This window comes from Mesorhizobium sp. L-8-3, assembly GCF_016756615.1.
GTDB lineage: Bacteria > Pseudomonadota > Alphaproteobacteria > Rhizobiales > Rhizobiaceae.
This window is the reverse complement of the sequence record NZ_AP023262.1, coordinates 4441364-4461193: the sequence shown is the minus strand read 5'-3', so window position 1 is coordinate 4461193 and position 19830 is coordinate 4441364. Positions and strand designations below refer to the sequence as shown.

Here is a 19830-nt window from a genome sequence, read left to right as displayed (position 1 = left end):
AAGGCGCCTCCTTGGGACAGGAAGAGCAATCGATCCCTCCAGCAGGGGGTCCTGTCTCGTCGGCCAACCTGCAGCCCGCACGATGTCGCTTCCTTCGCGCTAGTAGTCGTAGCTTCCGTACCCGGGCGTCTAGCCCCGGTCCATTATGCCGGCGAAACATGCTTCGCCACGAGGAATTTCCATGACCGCCGCGCTCCACCCGGCCGAACCGGTTCTCGCCACCGACCGTGGTCGCCGCGGCGGACGTGCCGGCAAACGCGCCGTCGGCTCCGCCCCCTTCGAGCAGCCGCCGTTCCGCCAGCTCCGGATGCCCTTCCCGCCTACGAGACTGGTCTCCGACGACGAGCTCGAATCGATCCATCTGGCGTCGCTGCGCGTGCTCGAGGAGATCGGCGTCGACGTGCTTCACGATGAAGCCCGCCGCATCATGAAGCAGTATGGCGCCGACGTGCGCGAAGGCAGCGAGCGGGTCCGCTTCGACAGCGACATGATCCTGGAGCTCATCGCGCACTGCCCGCCGCAGTTCACCATGCATGCGCGCAACCCGACGCATAACGTCACATTCGGCGGCGACAATCTGATCTTTTCGATGATGGCGTCGGCTCCGAATTGTTCCGACATCGACCGTGGGCGCCGTCCCGGCAACCAGGAAGACTACAGGAACTTCCTGCGGCTTGCGCAAATGCACAACATCCTGAACTGCACCGGCGGCTATCCGGTCGAGCCGATCGACATCCATCCGTCTGTGCGCCATCTCGAGTGCATCCGCGATCTCGCGCTGCTCACGGACAAGGTCTTCCACATCTACTCGCTCGGCAAGGAGCGCAATCTCGACGGCATCGAGATCACCCGTATCGCCCGCGGCGTGTCGCGCGAACAGCTCATGGACGAGCCATCGGTCTTCACCATCATCAACACCAATTCGCCGCTCAAGCTCGACATCCCGATGATGGAAGGCATCATCCAGATGTCGTCCATGGGTCAGGTGGTGATCGTCACGCCCTTCACATTGTCCGGTGCCATGGCGCCCGTGACGGTCGCCGGCGCGCTGGTGCAGCAGAATGCCGAGGCGCTGGCCGGCATCTCGTTCACGCAGATGGTGCGCAAGGGCGCGCCGGTCGGCTATGGCGGTTTCACCTCCAACGTCGACATGAAATCCGGCGCGCCCGCCTTCGGCACGCCAGAATATATGAAGGCGCAGCTCGTCGGCGGTCAGCTGGCGCGGCGCTACAACATACCCTACCGCACTTCCAACACCTGCGCGGCCAACACGGTCGACGCGCAGGCCGCCTATGAAAGCGTGTTCTCGCTTTGGGGCGCCATCCAGGGCGGCGGCAATCTGATGATGCACGGTGCCGGATGGCTGGAAGGCGGGCTGCGCTGTTCCTACGAGAAGACGATCCTAGACATCGACCTCCTGCAGATGGTGGCGGAGTTCCTGACGCCGCTCGATCTGTCGGAGGATGCGCTGGCCGTCGAGGCCATCCGCGCCGTCGGTCCCGGCGGCCACTTCTTCGGAACGCCGCACACCCAGTCGCGCTACAAGACCGCCTTCTATTCCCCGATCCTCTCGGACTGGCGCAACTTCGAGACCTGGAGCGAGGCCGGCGCGCCCACGGCATTGGAGCGCGCCAACCGCGTCTGGAAGGAGAGGCTCGCCTCCTACGAGGAGCCTTACATCGATCCGGCCATCCGCGAGGAGATCAACGCCTTCGTGGAGAAACGTAAGGCCGAGGGCGGCGCGCCGACCGATTTTTGAGCTAGACTTTGTCCGGACCGACTTGGCATCCGCACATCGGAGATTTGGTCGTGAGCATAGACAAGGAAGAACTGCGCAAGATTGTGCGCGAAGAGCTGAAGGCCGTCTTCGCCGAGACGCGGCTCAAGCTCGACATCGGCGATATGGTCGCACAGATCGGACAGAGCCCGACCAGCCTGGCCATTCGGGAATATCTCGACGCGGAGTACCGGTTCGTGGAGACGATACGGGAACGCAGCCGCCGTGCGGCCCGGGACACCTACGACTTCATCGACAAGGAGATGCGGCACGCGCTTTGGCAAAGGGACCAGTTCCGGGTCCTAGAGGCGCGCAAGGACGAAATCTCCCCGACGGCGGACACGCTCGTCGTCGACCTCGGCGTCTTCAAGGGCGGTTCCACCCGTGCCCTCGCGAAAATTTTCCCGAAGCATACGATCCATGGGTTCGACTCTTTCGAGGGTCTACCGGAGGATTGGTCCCACTCGATGAAAGGGGCCTTCGGCTGGCTGAAGGGCCTGCCCGAAATGCCGGCGAATGTCCGTCTCTACAAAGGCTGGTTCGACGACACGCTGCCCGTTTGGGCGAAAGAGCATGAAGGCGAGATCATATCTCTTCTTCGCGTCGACTGCGACCTGTACAGCTCGACAAAGACCATATTCGAGACGCTTGGCCACATGCTACGAAAAGGTTCATGGATCTGCTTCGACGAACTTATCGGATACTATGGATGGCAGGAGCATGAGCATAAGGCATTCATGGAATTCATAGAGAAGACAGACTTCAAATATGAATATGTCGCCTTCGGCCTGACATACACCATAGCAAGGCTCCTGTAGTCGACCGGTCTACCACAGGGATGGCACTGAAATGATCCTCACAGACCTCGATCGTTGGCCGGACCACGTCAGCCGCCTCGCCGCGTCGACGGCGCTATCCCTCCCCTTGCCGGGGCGAACCATCCATGCGGCGGCTCGCTCCCACGCTCCCTTCCGAGGCCGCCCGGCACGCGGTTCCGATCAATCCCGGGTCGAGACCCCATGAACCGCCGCCTCATCAACGCACCGGACGCGCCGCAGGCACAGGGCGGCTACGCCCAGGCCGTCGAAACGATTGGGGCAACGCGCATCCTGCACATCAGCGGCCAGATCCCAGTTGCGCCGGACGGTACCGTCCCCACCGATTTCGCCAGCCAGGCCCGGCTCGCCTGGGCCAATATCGAGGCGCAGCTTCGCGCCGCCGACATGACGCTCGACAACCTGGTCAAGGTCACCACCTTCCTGGCGGACCGTCGCCACGGCGTCGAATATCGTCAGATACGCAACGAGATCCTGGCCGGCCGCAGGATCGCCCTCACGATCGTGATCGCCGGGATTTTCGACGAGGCCTGGCTGATCGAAATCGAAGCCATCGCGGCAGCCTGACTCGTCCCTCCTTTCATCGATACATTACGGAACCGGAACCAACTGTTATGAGATCCCACGCAAAAGCGGTTGTCATCGGCGGCGGCGTCGTCGGCTGCTCGGTGCTCTATCACCTGGCCAGGGCCGGCTGGAGCGACGTCATGCTGATCGAGCGCTCGGAGCTGACGTCGGGCTCGTCTTGGCACGCCGCCGGCGGCTTCCACACGCTGAACGGCGACCCCAACGTCGCCAAGCTGCAGGCCTACACGGTCCAGCTCTACAAGGAGCTTGAGGAGCTTTCCGGCCAGTCCTGCTCGCTGCACCTCACCGGCGGCATCATGATGGCCGATACGCCGGAGCGCATGGACTTCCTGCGGCTTGCCCACGCCAAGGGTCGCTATCTCGGCATGGATACCGAGTTGATTACCCCGTCGGAAGCCAAGGCGATGTTCCCGCTGATGGACGAGACGAATTTCGTCGGCGCCATGTGGGATCCCGTCGAGGGCCATCTCGATCCATCGGGCACCACCCATGCCTATGCCAGGGCAGCCCAGAAACTCGGCGCCGAGATCGTCTTGCGCAACCGGGTCGTCGAGCTGACGCAAGAGCCCGACGGCACGTGGAATGTGGTGACCGAAAAGGGCACGGTGAAAGCCGAGCATGTGGTGAACTGCGGCGGCCTGTGGGCACGCGAAGTCGGCCGCATGGTCGGCGTCGAGCTGCCTCTGCTCGCCATGGAGCACATGTATCTGCTGACCGAGCCGATGAAGGAGGTCGAGGATTTCAACAGGGCGACCGGGCGCGAGATGGTCGGCGTGCTCGACTTCAAGGGTGAGATCTATACGAGGCAGGAGCGCAACGGCATCCTGCTCGGTACCTATGAGAAGGCCTGCAAGCCCTGGTCGCCGGTCGACACTCCTTGGGACTTCGGCCATGAGCTGCTGATCCCCGACCTCGACCGCATCGCGCCCTCGCTCGAGATCGGCTTCAAGCATTTCCCGGGGATCGAGAAGGCCGGCATCAAGCAGATCATCAACGGCCCGTTCACCTTCGCGCCCGACGGCAATCCGCTGGTCGGCCCGGTGCAGGGGCTGACGAACTTCTGGTGCGCATGCGCGGTCATGGCCGGCTTCTCCCAGGGCGGCGGCGTGGGTCTCGCGCTCTCGAACTGGATGGTCAACGGCGATCCCGGCTTCGACGTCTGGGGCATGGACGTTGCGCGCTTCGGCGAGTGGGCGACCCTGCGCTACACCAATGCCAAGGTGCGCGAGAACTATTCGCGTCGCTTTTCGATCCGCTTCCCCAATGAGGAACTGCCCGCCGCACGGCCGGCGCAGTCGACGCCGCTCTATGACACGATGGTCGCGCAGAACGCGGTTATGGGCGACAGCTGGGGCCTGGAGACGCCGCTTTGGTTCGCGCCCAAGGGCACGGAAGCGAAAGACATCGTCTCCTATCACCGCTCCAACGATTTCGAGCATATCGGCAACGAGGTGCGCGCCACGCGCGAGCGGGTCGGCGTCACCGAGATCGCCAATTTCGCCAAATACGAGGTGGCCGGTCCCGGTGCGGAAGACTTCCTGAACCGGCTGATGACCAACCGCATGCCGAAGAAGGGACGCATCGTGCTGACGCCGATGCTCAACGAATTCGGCAAGCTCATCGGCGACTTCACCATTGCCAAGACCGGCAACGAGAAATTCATGATCTGGGGCTCCTCGGCCGCGCAGAAATACCATCTGCGCTGGTTCGAGAAGCACCTGCCGAACGACGGCTCGGTGCATATCCACCGCTTCGACCAGACGCTGGTCGGCCTGTCGATCGCCGGACCGAAAAGCCAGGCATTGCTGCAGAAGCTGGTCGACGAGGATGTTTCGTCGGCGGCCTTCCGCTTCATGGACTTCCGCGAGATGGCGGTGGGCGGCGCTCCCTGCATGGTCAACCGCATCACCTATACCGGCGATCTCGGCTACGAGATCTGGATGCAGCCGGCCTACCAGCGTCTCGTCTACCAGGCGATCAAGACGGCCGGCGAGGAATTCGGCATCGTCGATTTCGGAATGCGCGCGCTTCTGTCGATGCGCCTGGAGAAGAATTTCCCGACCTGGTTCCGGGAACTCCGGCCCATCTACGGCCCCTTCGAAGGCTCGATGGACCGCTTTATCAAGCTGGAGAAGAACGACTTCATCGGCCGCGAGGTGGCGGCCCGGGAGAAGGCCGACGGACCCAAGCTGCGCCGCGTGTCGCTGATCGTCGAGGCTGCGGATGCCGACGTCATGGGCGACGAGCCGATCTGGGCCAAGGTCGGCGACAAGGATTTCGGCACCGTCGAGAAGCCGCATGGCTACGGCGCGCCGCGCTTCGATGCGACCGGCAAGGAAGTGCGCGGCTCGGCTGCGGCCAGCGGAGCCTCGGCGGTTCGCGGCATCGCGGACGGCGATTGGCGCGTGGTCGGCTGGGTGACGTCCGGCGGGTATGCGCACTATGTCGGCAAGTCGCTGGCGCAGGGTTATGTGCCAGCCGCGCTCGCCGAGGACGAAAGCGAAGAACTGTTCGAGATCGAGATCCTCGGCCATCGCCGGCGGGCGCGCATCAATGCGGAACCGCTGTTCGATCCGGCCGGCGAGAAGATGCGGGGATAGAGGGAGCGGCGGCGAACGGCCATGGCAGTGCTTCATACCCCCCTCTGGCCTGCCGGCCATCTCCCCCTCAAGGGGGGAGATTGGCAGTTGCGACGCTGGAAACTTTCCTGCAGCGCTGCCTATGTGTGCAGGCAGTGGCGACAGCTAATCTCCCCCCTTGAGGGGGAGATGGCCGGCAGGCCAGAGGGGGGTACTGGCGGCAGGGCGCTTCCATGAACGACGCCCCGCGCTCGACCTTCGGCCGCCACCGCAAGATCATGCCTTTCGAGCCGGGCTCGATCGAGGCGCTTCGGCAGGCCTCGCGCGACAAGGCTGCGGGGCTCAACCAGCACGTCCTGGGCTACGGCGCCGTTGCGGAAGCCGAATGGCGCGCCGCCGGTATCGCCGCGCCCGATCTGCCAGCGATGCGCCGCTATCGGCTCGAACGCATCCGGGCTGAACTCAGGCGGCGCGACTATGCCGGCGCCCTGCTCTACGATCCGATCAACATCCGCTACGCCACCGACGCCACCAACATGCAGTCCTGGGTGGCGCATAATCCGACGCGGCATTGTTTCGTCGCCACGGACGGCCCGGTGGTGCTGTTCGACTATTTTTCGTGCGAGCATCTCTCCGATCACACAGGTGTGGTCGACGAGGTTCGCCCGGCCGTCCCATGGCTTTTTCTCTATGGCGGCGAACTTACTCATAAGCGTGTCCGACGCTGGGCAGGCGGCATCGCCGATCTCGTGAAGGAGCATGGCGGCGGTAACAGGCGCCTCGCGGTCGACCATCTCGACCCCGAGGGCGTATCCGAGCTCGCGCGCCTGGGCATCGCGATCGGCAATGGCGAGGCGGTGATGGAGAGTGCCCGGCTGATCAAATCGCCCGACGAGCTGCTCGCCATGCGCCGCGCCATCGTTGCGTGCGAAGCGGCCATGGCCGAGATGGAAGCCGCATTGCGGCCAGGCATATCGGAGAACGAGCTTTGGGCCGAGCTTCACCGCGGCAACATCGCCCGCGGCGGCGAATGGATCGAGACACGCCTGTTGTCCTCCGGCCCTCGGACCAATCCGTGGTTCCAGGAATGCTCGTCGCGGATCATCGAGGCGGGCGACCTCGTCGCCTTCGATACCGACCTGATCGGGCCCTACGGTTTCTGCGCCGATCTCTCGCGGACCTGGCTCTGCGGCGACGTCGGCCCGACGCAGGAGCAGCGTGATCTCTTCCGCATCGCAGCCGATCAGATCGCCCAGAACACGGAACTGATGAAGCCGGGCACGACGTTCCGCGACCTGGCCGAGCGTTCGCGCGTTCCGCCACCTGACTGCTTCGCGACACGCTACGGCGTGCTCTACCATGGCGTCGGCCTTGCCGATGAATATCCGACTTTGCCGCATGCGGCCGACTGGACCGACGACACGCCCGATGGCGTGCTCGAGCCGGGCATGGTGCTCTGCGTCGAAAGCTATATCGGCCGGCTCGGCGGACACGAGGGCGTGAAGCTCGAGGAGCAGGTGCTCATCACTGAAAACGGCAACGAGAAGCTGTCGGCCTACCCGCTCGACCCGCGGCTCATGTCTGACTGAGCCTTGCTCATGTCTGACTGAGCTTCGCTCATATCAAGACTGAGCTCGCTCATGTCAGCCTGAGGCTCTGCTTCAACGCAGCCACGACATCAGGCGGCGTCGACCTCGACGTGATCAGGGGCAGGCCCTTGCGCCTGCCCGTCCAGCCCACCACTTCGACGTCGGCGGCGCGCGGCTCATGGCGGAGCGCCATGTCCCAACTCCGGCAGTCGATGGCGCAGACGTCGGCGCGGCCGTCGGCGACGGCCACGATCGAGGCACGATGGGCACCAGTCGCGATGCGCTCCGAGAAGATGTCCAGGCTCTCGCCCGATGCCCCGAGATCGCGGGTGAGTGCGATGATCCCCGACATGGAATCATTGCCATTGTAGGCGAGCCGCTTTCCACGCATGAGATCGAGCGGGATGGACGGCTGGCCATCGGCCGGCGCCGGCATTCTCGGCCCGGCTCCCCGCAGCATCAGAATCGCGCTTGAATAGAGGGCACCCTGCCCGCCTTCCATATTGCCATAGCTCGGTTGGCCGAGGACAGCGACGTGGTCCTGCAGCCCGAGTTCCATCGGCCCCCAGCAGGTCTGGGTGAAGAGCAGTCGTGGATGCAGCCAGAGCGCATGGAAATCGAGTTCATCAGGCGGCAAGGTTGCGGGATCGGGCGCGAGCGGGTTCCCGTTCGCGTCGCGGATGCCGCCCGGCACGGGAGGAAGGTCGGCGTTGCGCCGAACCAGAGGTTCCGGCGCCGCGATTCCGGCCTCGCGGAACGCCGCGCGGAGCCGCGCCCACTCGGCATCCGTTTCGTGCCGGGTCTCGGGCCATTCATACATGGGAAGCGCGACGACGAACTCGTTCATGGCAGGATATCAACCGGCCCGCGGGCAGATGGCAAGAGAAGCGACCTGCCGGAGGGAGGCGCCCTCACTCCTTCGGCGGCTCGGCCGGCACCGGCGCAGTGCCGGCGCCGTGTACCGTGCGCGCCCTGATGCGCGGCTTGAAGGCCCGCCCCGTCTCGGGCGCTCGCCGCAGCATCGGGTGCACGACGGGTTCCTTGGCGCGGAAGGCATAGTCCTTCAGCAGCGCGAGATAGCTGGGGACGACATAGCCCTTGTTGCGGGCGATCCATTCCTCCCGCCTTTCGCGGAACAGCCGGGGCAGGTCGTACCAGGCCGCTGTCGGGTTCTTGTGATGGACGAAATGCAGATTGTTGTTGAGGAACAGGACGGACAGCGGCGAGCGCTCGACGATGATGGTGCGACCCTCGGGATGCTCGGACCATTGATGCTCGGCGTAGGTGCGGATCGAAATAAGCGACTGGCCGATCCACACCGGCACCAGCACATAGAGCCAGAGCGGTATGCCGAAGCCGAAGACGATGACTGGCACGACGAGCGCGAGCCCGACGCAGTGCAGCAGCCAGGCCTGGCGTACGGCGCGGTCGCCCTCGACGGCCAGCTTGAAGTCGCCGATGACGAAGCCGATGCTCGACAACCAGGGTCCGACCAGGAATCGCCCGACCATGGTATTGTTTGCCCTGAGCAGTTGCTTCATCGTCTTCGGGAGGTCGCGATGCTGCCAGAGCGCCCTGTAATAGCTCTCGGGATCGTCGAACGGGTCGGTCAGCCTTTCGTCGGCATGGTGACGCAGATGCAGGTTCTTGAAGCGTCGGAACGGCCAGACCAGACCGATCGGCAGGAAGACGAAGGCCTCGTTGACGCGCGCATCGCGGGTGGGATGCCCGTGCACGATTTCGTGCATCAGCGACGACTGCAGCGTCAACGTCAGCGTGAGCGCGATGAGGGCGATGATCGGATGGTGCGGCCAGACCAGGAAACCCGTTGCGGCCCAGGTGCCGTAGCAACCCACGACCAACAAGACTGTCGGCCATTCTATCGTCGGCGCCCGCCGTCTGCCTGCTTCGCCCATGCCCTTGGTGCGCGCTAAACTGCTGGAATCATTGGTTACTGACAGCATGGTGTCAGGAGCTTTCGTTGCGTGCAATGCGACAATGCGCATAAAATGTTTATATTGCGCTGCTTGGAATACAGATGTTGTGTGTTGTAAACACTTGGGAGGATTCCGATGCTCCTCCTTAGTCGGTATTCCGACCAATCCCGGTATTTTTTTCCTGGAGGCGAGCACACGTGGACAAGCGCGATCTTTCAAGTGTCTTCCGTGAGAGACTCAAGACCCTCATCCAGCGCGCCGGCGTCAATCAGTCCGCCTTCGCGGCCGAGGTCGGCATAGACCGGTCGGCCCTGTCCCAGCTCCTCTCAGGCACCTCGACCCGCCTGCCCCGGGCCGAGACGCTGCTCAACATAGCTTCCGAGCACAAGGTCTCGCTCGACTGGCTGCTCGGCCTCAGCCAGGACGAAGGCCTGACCGGCGAGATCAGGGAAAGCCTCGAGATCGAGGAGGCCTCCGGCGGCTTCGAGCGTACGCTCATCGCCAAGTGGCATGCGGAGGCTGCGGGCACCAAGATCCGCTATGTGCCGGCCGGCATCCCTGACCTTCTGAGAACCGATGCGCTGATCGACTATGAGGCAGGCATTTCGAACAAGAGCCGCGAGGCCCAACTCGGCGAGACGCAATACCGCATCGACTACAGCCGCCGGCCCGAGACCGACATGGAAGTATGCATGCCGCGCCACACGCTCGATATCTTCGCGCGCGGCCTCGGCGTGTGGGACCGCTTTCCAGCCGATCTCCGCGCCGAACAACTCGCCCACATGGCCCGGCTGCTGGACGATCTCTATCCGAGCTTCCGCCTCTATCTCTATGACGGGCGCATGCGCTATTCGATCCCCTATACGATCTTCGGGTCACTGCGTGCCGCCATTTATGTCGGCGACATGTATCTCGTGCTGAACGCCACGCAGCCGATCCATACGCTGACCAGGCATTTCGACAATCTGATCCGCGCTGCCGACGTCAACGCGCATGAGGCTGCGTCCTTCGCCGCTTCATTGGCCGTGACCCGCTGAACCGTCGTTTTCCCAACCCTGGACATTGACTACATATAAAGACTTCTTTATATGCTTATCTCAGTTTGAGCTAAGGCAATCTCCCGATGAACAATCCAATCGATGCGCTCCTTGCGGAAAAGGGCGTGCTTCTGGCCGACGGCGCAACCGGCACCAACCTCTTCGCCATGGGCCTGGAGGCCGGCGAGGCGCCCGAGCTCTGGAACGAGGCGGCGCCCGAGAAGATCGCCGCCCTGCACCAGGGTTTCGTAGACGCCGGAGCCGACATCATCCTCACCAACTCTTTCGGCGGCACCCGCCACCGGCTGAAGCTGCACCATGCGCAGGATCGCGTGCACGAGCTCAACAAGCGTGCGGCCGAAATCGCCCGTTCGGTGGCCGACAAGGCAGGCCGCAGGGTCATCGTGGCCGGCTCCGTCGGCCCAACCGGTGAACTGCTGGTGCCGCTCGGCGCGTTGACCTACGAAGAGGCTGTCGAGGCCTTCGCCGAGCAGATCGAAGGGCTCAAGGCCGGCGGCGCCGAGGTCGCCTGGATCGAGACCATGTCCGCGCCGGATGAAATCCGCGCTGCGGCGGAAGCCGCGATCCGCGTCGGCCTGCCCTACACCTATACCGGTTCCTTCGACACCGCCGGCCGCACCATGATGGGCCTGCTGCCCAAGGACATCCACGGCGTGGCGGAAGGCCTTTCGGCCGCCCCGATCGGCGTCGGCGCCAATTGCGGCGTGGGCGCGGCCGACATCCTGGCTTCGCTGCTCGACATGACGGCTGCCAAGCCGGAGGCGACCGTCATCGTCAAGGGCAATTGCGGCATCCCGGAATTCCGTGGATCCGAGATCCACTATTCCGGCACCCCCGAACTGATGTCGGACTATGTGCGCCTCGCGGTCGACGGCGGCGCCAGGATCATCGGCGGCTGCTGCGGCACGTCTTTCGCGCATCTGGCAGCGATGCGCCACGCGCTCGACGCCCATACCAAGGCGAGCCGCCCCACCCTCGAAACAATCGTGGAATACATCGGACCGTTGCGCAACAAGACGGCAGCAGACGGTGGCGAACCACGCCGCGAGCGTCGCCGCGCAAGGGCCTGACCCTCAGCCTTCGTGGCGCAGCTCCGTTGCGGAAGCCTGCCCCGGCGACTTGTTCTTCATCCCTAAACAATTGAGCGGCGACGGACCAGGTTCGTCGCCGCTCTGCTTTCTGGCCGCAGGAACCTCGCCGTATCAGCGATTTCCGCCTGACAGTGCCGAAGCGAGCCTCGCCAGCGACAGGAACTCCGCGCGATAGCCATAGGGGTCGGAACCGCGCGCGGCGCCGGCCAATTCAATGATGCGCTCCCAGGACATCGACGCGAGCTGATCGGCATCGCGCAACTTCTGGCCGAAGGCGGCGACCGCGACCGAGAAGCGCTGGTCGACGCCGGCCGCATCGAAGGATGCTACCGCGTCGGCATCCGTCACCGGGGTCGTGATCAGCTTGCTTACATCGCCGTCGGGCGCCTTGTATCGGATCTTCACGAAGGCATATTCGTCCGCGTTCCGGATGCCGCCCGGATTGGCGGTCGACGCCGCGCCATAGCGCAGGTCGTCCACTATCTGCGGCGCTCCCTTCGGCGTGATCTCGTAGATGGCGGTGACCGAATGGCCCGAACCGATCTCACCGGCGTCGACGCGGTCGTTGTTGAATTCCTCGCGGTTCAACGCCCGCGTTTCGTAGCCGATGAGCCGGTACTCCGAGACCTTGGCCGGATTGAACTCGACCTGGATCTTCACATCCTTGGCGATCGGGAAGAGCGTCGAGCCGGCCTCCTGCACGAGCACCTTCTCTGCTTCGGCAAGCGTATCGATATAAGCCGCCGTTCCGTTACCGTTCTGGGCGATCGCCTGCATCATCTGGTCGTTGAGGTTGCCGCGCCCGAAACCGAACACCGACAGGAAGACGCCCGACTTGCGTTTCTCCTCGATCAGCCGCTTGAGCTCCATGTCGTCGCTTTGTCCGACATTGAAGTCGCCGTCGGTCGCCAGCATGACCCGGTTGACGCCGCCCTTCACGAATGACTGCTCGGCGAGCCGGTAGGCTTCCTTGATGCCCGCTTCTCCTGCCGTCGATCCGCCGGGGCGGAGATCGTCGATCGCTGCCAGGATCCTTTCGCGCTCCGACGCTTTGGTCGGCGCCAGCACGGTCCCGGCCTCGCCCGCATAGGTGACGATCGACACCGTGTCATTGGGCTGGAGCTTGCCGACCAGGAGGCGGAAAGCCGACTGCAGCAGCGGAAGCTTGTCGGGCTCCTCCATCGAGCCCGACACGTCGATGAGGAAGACGAGATTGGCCTTCGGCCGCTCGACCGGTTTCACGTCGTAGCCCTTGATCGCCACATGCATGAGCCTGCTGTGTTCGTTCCAGGGCGTGGGCATGATGGAGACCGTCGTGTTGAACGGCGTCGAGGCGTCCTCGGGGCCGTTCCAGTCGTAGGGGAAATAGTTGATCATCTCCTCGACGCGGATGCTGTCGGGGTCCGGCAGGATTCCCTCCTTCAGCGAACGCCGCGCGAAGGAATAGGAGGCGGTGTCGACATCGATGGAGAAGGTCGAAACCGGATCCTCCGCCGCCGAATGGATCGGGTTGGACTTGAACGCCTCGAACCGGTCGCGGCCCTGCGCTTTCGGCGACGGCATATCGGGCGCGGGCGCGATCTCGCGGACGGCCATCTTTCCTACCGCCGTGCTGGGCGCGAACAAGGCTCGATTGCCGCTCTGAACCACGGGCGCCGACGCCAGAGTATCGGCCGGCGCGGCCTCCTGGTTCGCCATCTCCGCCGGACCTGCCTCGGGCTTCGACGGCGCCGGCAGTTCGGCGACCGCTTGCCTGCTCTCCGCATCGAGATCACGCTTCACCTGGGCGGGCCGGGCGAGCGCCTGTTCCCGGGGTTCCGACGTGGTCTGCTCGGCCACATCCGCCGGCACGAAGGGGCTCTCTTTCAAGATATGGAAGGCCGCATAGCCGGCGATCGGCAACGCCACGAGACCGGCGATTGCTGGTGTCGCAACCAATTTCTTCTGCATCATCTCACTCCAGAGCTTGCTTGCTCGCTCGATGAGACGAAGCTTCGCGGCCGATCCTTGGGCCGCCTCCGAACTATTCTGGTTGCCGTCATAGGCGGCAAGCGCCGCCTCAAGCGCCTGCGCGCGCGCCTTCGCCTCGGGCGTCGGCACGGAGATCGTGCGCAGCAGATCGAGTTCGTTGTCGTTGACCATGGTCACTCTTCCCCGGCATGGCGCATCAGCACCTTCAGCCGCTTCTTCGCTTCATGGACGTGCCAGGACACCGTCGTTTCCGCGCAGGCCATCACATCGGCCGCGGCCGAGTGGCTGAGGCCTTCGCCATAGACCAGCAGCACGGCATCGCGCTGCTTGTCGGAAAGCTGCCGGACCGCCGCCCAGAGCCGCTCGGCCGCGCTGTCCGGCACGGGCGCGATCGCGCCGGAGATCAATGCGTGAACACCGAAGGCTTCAGCCTTCAACGCCTCGCGCACCGTCTTGCGCCTCATGTCGCGAGCGGCGTTCAAGGTCATGGCGTAGAGCCATGTCGTGAACGCGCCCTCTCCCTTGAAGGTCCTGATCGCCTTGCCGAGCCGCACGCAGACCTCCTGCGCGATGTCCTCGGCGTCGGTGCTGTTGCCGCACCATCGCCAGGCGACGCGATGGATAAAGTCGTAGTGCCTTTCGACGAGTTCGCCGAAAGCCTGCCTGTCTCCCTCGCGCGCCAAACCGACCAGATCGGCATCGGACGCGCTGCCTTCGTCCAGCATCGTCGCCATCATTTGCCTGTTGGACGAAAGCTTGTCGTCATTCCTTGGGCGCTCGGTCAAAAAAGTCCGTTCCGTGATGTCGGCGTGGGCGCCCACCTCGCCGGCCAACCATTTGCGGCGCCGGACGCTGCGTCCTCACGAAAGCGACCGGCATGTCCGGCGTCGGCGGCTACTTCGCGGGGAGCGTCTCGGCGAAAAGTGTCGTCAATCGTTTCCAGTGCCTTTCGGCCCCCGCCGTGTCGAAGACGCCATGGTCCGGAACCGCCCAGCCATGGCGCATGCCGACGTAGTTCTCGATGATATGGTCGACCTCGGCGCGGCGCAGCGCTTCGGCGAGCTTCGCCGACTGTTCGGGCGGAAAGCTCTGGTCGACGCCGGCGACCCCGACATAAACCCGCGCCTTGATCTTCGCCGCATTGTTCGCCGGGCTGTCAGGCGCGTCGGTCGCGAGATTGCCGCCATGGAAGCTCGCCGCGGCAACGATGCGATCGGGATGGGCGGCGGCCGCATTGAGCGCACGCCCTCCACCCATGCAGTAACCGACCGCGCCCAGCCGTCCGTGCGCGCCTGCGTCGGTGAGCGCGGCGATGAAGTGAGCGGTATCGGCCTGGGTCATGGCCTGCGTCGTCCCGCCGATCAGCGCCATCAGTTCAGCCCGCTTCTTGTCGTCGCCGAACGCGGTCCTGGCATCGAAGGGGCCATAGGCCCCGAAGCGGTAGAAGAGGTCGGGCACGAGCACCAGACAACCCTCGCCCGCCAGCCGCTCCGCCATTGCGTCGAGCGCGGGGCGCGGGCCGAAGGCATCCATGTAGAGGATGACTCCGGCCCCGTTTGTCGCCTGGCCGAACAGGACGCCTTTCGCCACGCCGTCCCCGGTCCTGATTTCGATGTCCTTCCTGGTCATTGCGGGCTCCCTCGACTCTCCACTGCGGTCTTGTCGCCTGTCGACGGCAGGCGGGGCAAGCACAAGGTGCATCCTTGCGATTGTCGTCGTCTCAGCAATGGTAAATTTTCTATAAATGCCGCGATCTCGACGCAGCAACGCCACATTCGCGCGGCAGAACCCTCGACTGGCGGGGTGTGAGACAACGGTCTTGCGTGGAGAGTAAGTTGAAGAGCCCGTTCACAGGGGAAGCGGCCCGGCCCTATCACGAAGATGCGGCGCGCCGGAGCAAGCCCACCGAAAATAGCCAGCCCCCTCGGAAGCAACGCCTTATCCTGAGCGCGACCGGGATGGCGGCACTCGCCGGCCTCGGCGCCCTGGCCGCGTTGTTCACTGCGCCGTTCGCCGATCCGCCCGCTGCCGCCGGTGACATCCGCGCTGCGGCCGTGCCCGCGGCGATGGCCGCCGAGGATACAAGCCCGGAGGCCGCAGCGCCCCGGCCACCAGCAGCGGGCCCCCAGCGCGACGCGCGCATGGCGTCCAACACCACGGCATCGGGCCAGGTAGCCCGGGCCGGGCTGGCAGCGATCTCATCCGACGTCGAAGCGCTGGAGGGGAACGACCCACGCTGGGCGAAGACCTTGACCCCGGCACACGATCCGATTCCGGCCGCCTCCGGCGCACAGGTCGGCGAAGCGCTCGCCCCCACGGTTCCAGCTGCATCCGCCGTCCAGGCCGCACTGGCCATGCAGCCAGGTGGTGAAAATACGGCGACGCTCGTCTCTCCACCCGCGGCTCAACCGCTGCCGGAAGCGCCGGTCACGCCTGAAGTCCCGGACGAGACCCGGACCGCAGCGATCACTCCAGACGAGCCGGCTGCCGAGGCGCGGCCGGCACCAAGGAAAGCCCCTGCCGGCGCCGCCGCGACCGGTGCTGCGCCGTCTAGCACAGCCGTCGTCACCAGCGCGGTGAAGATGCGCGCCCGCGCAGCCAACGGCGCCACCGTGGTCGCGGTCATCCCCGACAATGCCTCCGTCGGGATCGTCGCCTGCAAGGCCTGGTGCGAGGTCGTCTACAAGGGCCGGCGCGGCTTCGTCTACAAGGGCTTCGTCGGCCAGCCAAGCGCCCAGGCGCAGCCCCAGAAATCGGCGGAGAACAAGCCGAAGATCGTGGCGCCCACCCGGACCGATCCCAACAGAGGCGGGCGCTAGAATTCTTCGGCTGCCCCTGCGAAGGCGGCCATGTGTAAGGCCTGGAGCTCCGCCGGGTAACGATGGCCCTGTCCGTGCGGGCACGCGTTGCGATCGAGGCAGCCCCCGGTCAAGCAAGCGTTGCCGGAAGGCGATCTGACGTGACGAAGACAGTCGCCATAAGCGAAACCGGCTTCGGAATGGGCATCGACCGGGCAGGACCTAAGGCAAGGTTTTCCGACACATAGATCGCAAAGATGAATCGGATTGCGAGGTGCCTCGATCGCGACCGCGACGTCGAACAGCAGCGCCCCGCGATAGGCGTGCCACAGTCCATAGTCCGGGTGCATGAGGATTCCGAGCGGTGACGGCTTCAGCCCCTCGGCGCGCATCGCCCATTGCTGGAACGGCAGATAGGGGCGGTCCGACGGAAGCACCGCCCGCGCACCGAAGAACTCTGCGACCGCGCCTATGGCCTCACGGCTCCAGCTGTCGAGCGGGTCGGCAATCTCTCGTGACCGGCTCTGCCGCCAGCGCAGGAAATGCGGCCAATGGGTTGCCCCGGCCTGGCCGACGAGCAGCACCGCGGTCGCCGGCGCGCCTGATAGCCCCTGCGGCCTGGCTTCGTCTTCGCCGAACACGAAGCCACCGCGCAGAATGAGGCCGTGGCCGGAAAGCGCCGAGGCGATTTCACCCGGCAGGCCCTCGCCGGTCCCTCCCCACTCGGACAAGGCTATCGCCCTCCCCGGTCGGAGAACGCACTCCGCCAGACTTCCTTATGGATGATCGCGGCCACTTTAGCCCGGCCTGACACGGGCTCCCTTCACGTGAAGGCGTCGGGCATGGACTCCTTTTTCCTGGCGATGAAGTCCTTCAGCCCATCGTCGATACCCTGGTCGAGCGCCGGCGCCTCGTAGCTTTCGAGCCAGCGGCGGGCGAGTTCGTTGGCGCGCTGCGGTGCCGTCTTTTCCCCCTCCGCCAGCCATTGCTCGTAGGAATTGTTGTCGGCGATGCTGGAGCGGTAGAAGGCCGTCTGGAAATTGGCCTGGGTGTGGTCGCAGCCGAGGAAATGGCTGCCCGGGCCGACCTGCCGGATGGCGTCCATCGCCTGGCCGTTTTCCGAGAGGTCCACGCCCTCGGCGAATTTCTGCTGCATGCCGAGCTGATCGATGTCCATCATGAACTTCTCGTAGCAGGATGCGAGCCCTCCCTCGAGCCAGCCGGCGGCGTGCAGCACGAAATTCGTGCCCGCGAGGATGGTGGAGTTCAGCGTGTTGGCGCTCTCATAGGCGGCCTGCGCGTCCGGAACCTTGGATGCGCAAAGCGAGCCGCCGGTGCGGAACGGCAGGCCGAGGCGCCGGGCGAGCTGCGCGGCGCCATAGGAAACCAGCGACGGCTCAGGCGTGCCGAAGGTCGGCGCACCCGATTGCATCGAGATCGAGGATGCAAAAGTGCCGAACAGAACCGGCGCACCCGGCCGTATCAACTGGGTGAAGGCCGCGCCCGCCAGCACCTCGGCCAACACTTGCGTCAGAGTGCCTGCCACGGTGACCGGGCTCATGGCGCCGGCCAGGATGAAGGGCGTGATGATCGTCGCCTGGTTGTTGCGGGCATAGACCTTAGCCGCGCCGAGCATGGTTTCGTCGAAGACCATCGGCGAGTTGGCGTTGATCAGGTTGATAATGACGGTATTTTCCTCGACGAATTTCTCGCCGAACAGGATCTTCGCCATCGCCACGGTGTCTTCCGCCCGCTCCGGCGCCGTGACCGACCCCATGAACGGCTTGTCGGAATAGCGCATATGCGAATAGACCATGTCGAGATGGCGCTTGTTCACCGGCACGTCGACCGGCTCGCACAAGGTGCCGCCCGAGTGATGGATCGACGGCGCCATGTAGGCGAGCTTTACGAAATTGCGGAAATCCTCGATCGTGGCATAGCGGCGATTGCCGTCGAGATCGCGCACGAAGGGAGGGCCGTAGACAGGCGCGAACACGGTCGCGTTGCCGCCGATCTGCACCGAACGCTCGGCGTTGCGGGCATGCTGCGTGAAGACGGACGGCGCGCTCTTCAGCAACGATCGCGGCAGGCCGCGCGGGAAATGCACACGCTCGCCCTTCACATCGGCGCCGGCCTCCTTCCAAAGGGCAAGGGCCTCGGCATCGTCACGAAACTCGATGCCGATCTCTTCGAGCACGGTGTCGGCGTTTTTCTCGATCAGGGCGAGCCCGTCCTCGTCGAGCACCTCGTAGACCTTGACCTTGCGACGGATATAGGTGAGCGACTGGCCCGGCCCGCCGCCCGAACGGGCCGCGCGCCGCGCAGCGGCGCCGCCGCGATCGCCTCTGCCGCGCCTGCCGCCCGTCGCTTCCTGATCGGCTGCCGACTTCTGTTCCATCGTCGTATTCCCTAGAAAATCATGGCTTGGCCGATGCCCGCGGCCACTGCCGGGATCGTAGTCATGCACCCTAGATGAAACGGCCCGCCAGCGCCAAGCCGTGTCGCAAAATCGACAAGAAAACCATTGGCTTCCCCGTCGGCCTTCCGGTCGCTTTCGTTTTGCAGGAAGTCGCAAATCAGCTATGGCGACGAACGGCTTGCGAATAGATATTGGGTCGAGACCTTACGTTTACTTCGTCCTTCAAAGCGGCACCGAGGAGCCCTTCATGTCCGACGACGAGATCATCCTGTCCGAGCTGTCCGACGACGAGCTCGTCCAGCAGATGCATGACGACCTCTATGACGGCCTGAAGGAAGAGATCGAGGAAGGCACGCAGATCCTGCTCGATCGCGGCTGGTTGCCCTACAAGGTGCTGACCGAGGCCCTGGTCGAAGGCATGCGCATCGTCGGCGAGGACTTTCGTGACGGCATCCTGTTCGTCCCCGAAGTGCTCCTGTCGGCCAACGCCATGAAGGCGGGCATGGCCATCCTGCGTCCGCTGCTTGCCGCCACCGGCGCACCCAAGCAGGGCAAGCTGGTGATCGGCACCGTAAAGGGCGACATCCACGACATCGGCAAGAACCTCGTCGGCATGATGATGGAAGGGGCCGGCTTCGACGTGATCGACCTCGGCATCAACAACCCGGTCGAGAACTACCTGAACGCCATCGAGGAGCACCAGCCCGACATCATCGGCATGTCGGCACTGCTGACCACGACCATGCCCTATATGAAGGTGGTGATCGACACGATGAAGGAAAAGGGCATTCGCGACGACTACATCGTGCTGGTGGGCGGCGCGCCGCTCAATGAAGAATTCGGCAGGGCCGTCGGCGCCGACGCCTATTGCCGCGACGCCGCAGTTGCGGTGGAAACAGCCAAGGACTTCGTCAATCGCAAGCACAATCTGCGCGCTTCGGCCTGACTTTGAAACCAAGCGGCGTGCGTTCCGTCAGGCGCGCGCCGCTAGGAATTGTCGAACGAGGCGCGGCGCCCCGATGCCGCACTTGGACTTGATCGCACTCTGCTACTCGACTGAATCCGCGACCGCGTCTGCAGTAGCCCTGACATCCTTACCGATACCGCGAACCGTGTTCGCGCAGGATGAAAGCGCCAATGCCGAGACGATCACGGCGATCGGGACAAGTCTGGACAGTCTCATCATC

The 19830-nt window shown here is 64.6% G+C and carries 17 protein-coding genes; 9 read left to right on the top strand and 8 right to left on the bottom strand.

Annotated elements, in window-relative coordinates:
* Nucleotides 1–181 precede the first annotated feature (181 nt).
* The 5 genes from JN302_RS20640 (at nucleotide 182) to JN302_RS20620 (ending at nucleotide 7369) form a co-directional block, all read left to right on the top strand.
* On the top strand, nucleotides 182–1759 hold the full coding sequence (locus tag JN302_RS20640; RefSeq protein ID WP_202328811.1) for a trimethylamine methyltransferase family protein: 1578 nt from the start codon (nucleotides 182–184) through the stop codon (nucleotides 1757–1759).
* Between the two features lie 50 nt (nucleotides 1760–1809).
* Nucleotides 1810–2595: a TylF/MycF/NovP-related O-methyltransferase gene (locus JN302_RS20635; protein WP_202304557.1), complete on the top strand. Its 786-nt coding sequence runs from the start codon at nucleotides 1810–1812 to the stop codon at nucleotides 2593–2595.
* Between the two features lie 201 nt (nucleotides 2596–2796).
* On the top strand, nucleotides 2797–3180 hold the full coding sequence (locus tag JN302_RS20630; protein WP_202328809.1) for a RidA family protein: 384 nt from the start codon (nucleotides 2797–2799) through the stop codon (nucleotides 3178–3180).
* A 47-nt stretch (nucleotides 3181–3227) separates the two neighbouring features.
* Nucleotides 3228–5801, top strand: coding sequence for a GcvT family protein (locus JN302_RS20625; protein WP_202328807.1), 2574 nt, complete (start codon nucleotides 3228–3230; stop codon nucleotides 5799–5801).
* 212 nt (nucleotides 5802–6013) lie between these two features.
* Nucleotides 6014–7369 carry a M24 family metallopeptidase gene (locus tag JN302_RS20620; protein WP_202328805.1) on the top strand — a complete coding sequence of 452 codons (1356 nt, stop codon included), beginning with the start codon at nucleotides 6014–6016 and terminating at the stop codon, nucleotides 7367–7369.
* Between the two features lie 49 nt (nucleotides 7370–7418).
* Here JN302_RS20620 and JN302_RS20615 read toward each other — a convergent pair whose 3' ends face one another.
* Complete coding sequence (locus JN302_RS20615) at nucleotides 7419–8216, bottom strand: phosphate/phosphite/phosphonate ABC transporter substrate-binding protein (RefSeq protein ID WP_202304550.1); 798 nt, start codon at nucleotides 8214–8216, stop codon at nucleotides 7419–7421.
* 64 nt (nucleotides 8217–8280) lie between these two features.
* The gene (locus tag JN302_RS20610; RefSeq protein WP_202334380.1) at nucleotides 8281–9285 is read right to left on the bottom strand and encodes a fatty acid desaturase; all 1005 of its coding nucleotides are present in this window, start codon (nucleotides 9283–9285) and stop codon (nucleotides 8281–8283) included.
* Nucleotides 9286–9503: 218 nt separating this feature from the next.
* On the opposite strand from JN302_RS20610, the gene JN302_RS20605 reads away from it, so the two are divergent.
* On the top strand, nucleotides 9504–10343 hold the full coding sequence (locus JN302_RS20605; RefSeq protein ID WP_202304546.1) for a helix-turn-helix domain-containing protein: 840 nt from the start codon (nucleotides 9504–9506) through the stop codon (nucleotides 10341–10343).
* A gap of 86 nt (nucleotides 10344–10429) precedes the next feature.
* Complete coding sequence (gene bmt, locus JN302_RS20600) at nucleotides 10430–11434, top strand: betaine--homocysteine S-methyltransferase (protein ID WP_202304541.1); 1005 nt, start codon at nucleotides 10430–10432, stop codon at nucleotides 11432–11434.
* 132 nt (nucleotides 11435–11566) lie between these two features.
* On the opposite strand, the gene JN302_RS20595 is transcribed toward bmt, so the two are convergent.
* The 3 genes from JN302_RS20595 to JN302_RS20585 all read right to left on the bottom strand — a co-directional run bounded on the left by JN302_RS20595 (nucleotide 11567) and on the right by JN302_RS20585 (nucleotide 15055).
* Nucleotides 11567–13597, bottom strand: coding sequence for a VWA domain-containing protein (locus JN302_RS20595; protein ID WP_202328803.1), 2031 nt, complete (start codon nucleotides 13595–13597; stop codon nucleotides 11567–11569).
* Between the two features lie 2 nt (nucleotides 13598–13599).
* Nucleotides 13600–14160: an RNA polymerase sigma factor gene (locus tag JN302_RS20590; RefSeq protein ID WP_202334378.1), complete on the bottom strand. Its 561-nt coding sequence runs from the start codon at nucleotides 14158–14160 to the stop codon at nucleotides 13600–13602.
* A gap of 160 nt (nucleotides 14161–14320) precedes the next feature.
* Nucleotides 14321–15055, bottom strand: a complete 735-nt coding sequence (locus JN302_RS20585; protein ID WP_202304537.1) for a dienelactone hydrolase family protein — start codon at nucleotides 15053–15055, stop codon at nucleotides 14321–14323.
* Nucleotides 15056–15261: 206 nt separating this feature from the next.
* Here JN302_RS20585 and JN302_RS20580 point away from each other — a divergent pair, with 206 nt between their 5' ends.
* Nucleotides 15262–16245: an SH3 domain-containing protein gene (locus tag JN302_RS20580; protein ID WP_202328802.1), complete on the top strand. Its 984-nt coding sequence runs from the start codon at nucleotides 15262–15264 to the stop codon at nucleotides 16243–16245.
* On the opposite strand, the gene JN302_RS20575 is transcribed toward JN302_RS20580, so the two are convergent.
* Together JN302_RS20575 and JN302_RS20570 are read right to left on the bottom strand one after the other, a co-directional pair.
* Nucleotides 16242–16955 carry a hypothetical protein gene (locus JN302_RS20575; protein ID WP_202328801.1) on the bottom strand — a complete coding sequence of 238 codons (714 nt, stop codon included), beginning with the start codon at nucleotides 16953–16955 and terminating at the stop codon, nucleotides 16242–16244. The two genes, JN302_RS20580 and JN302_RS20575, sit on opposite strands and share 4 nt — an antisense overlap.
* Before the next feature lie 92 nt (nucleotides 16956–17047).
* Nucleotides 17048–18622, bottom strand: a complete 1575-nt coding sequence (locus JN302_RS20570) for a trimethylamine methyltransferase family protein (protein ID WP_202304531.1) — start codon at nucleotides 18620–18622, stop codon at nucleotides 17048–17050.
* A gap of 268 nt (nucleotides 18623–18890) precedes the next feature.
* On the opposite strand from JN302_RS20570, the gene JN302_RS20565 reads away from it, so the two are divergent.
* Nucleotides 18891–19589 carry a corrinoid protein gene (locus JN302_RS20565; RefSeq protein ID WP_202304529.1) on the top strand — a complete coding sequence of 233 codons (699 nt, stop codon included), beginning with the start codon at nucleotides 18891–18893 and terminating at the stop codon, nucleotides 19587–19589.
* 102 nt (nucleotides 19590–19691) lie between these two features.
* Here JN302_RS20565 and JN302_RS20560 read toward each other — a convergent pair whose 3' ends face one another.
* The gene (locus tag JN302_RS20560) at nucleotides 19692–19826 is read right to left on the bottom strand and encodes an entericidin EcnAB (RefSeq protein ID WP_202304527.1); all 135 of its coding nucleotides are present in this window, start codon (nucleotides 19824–19826) and stop codon (nucleotides 19692–19694) included.
* Between the last annotated feature and the right edge of the window lie 4 nt (nucleotides 19827–19830).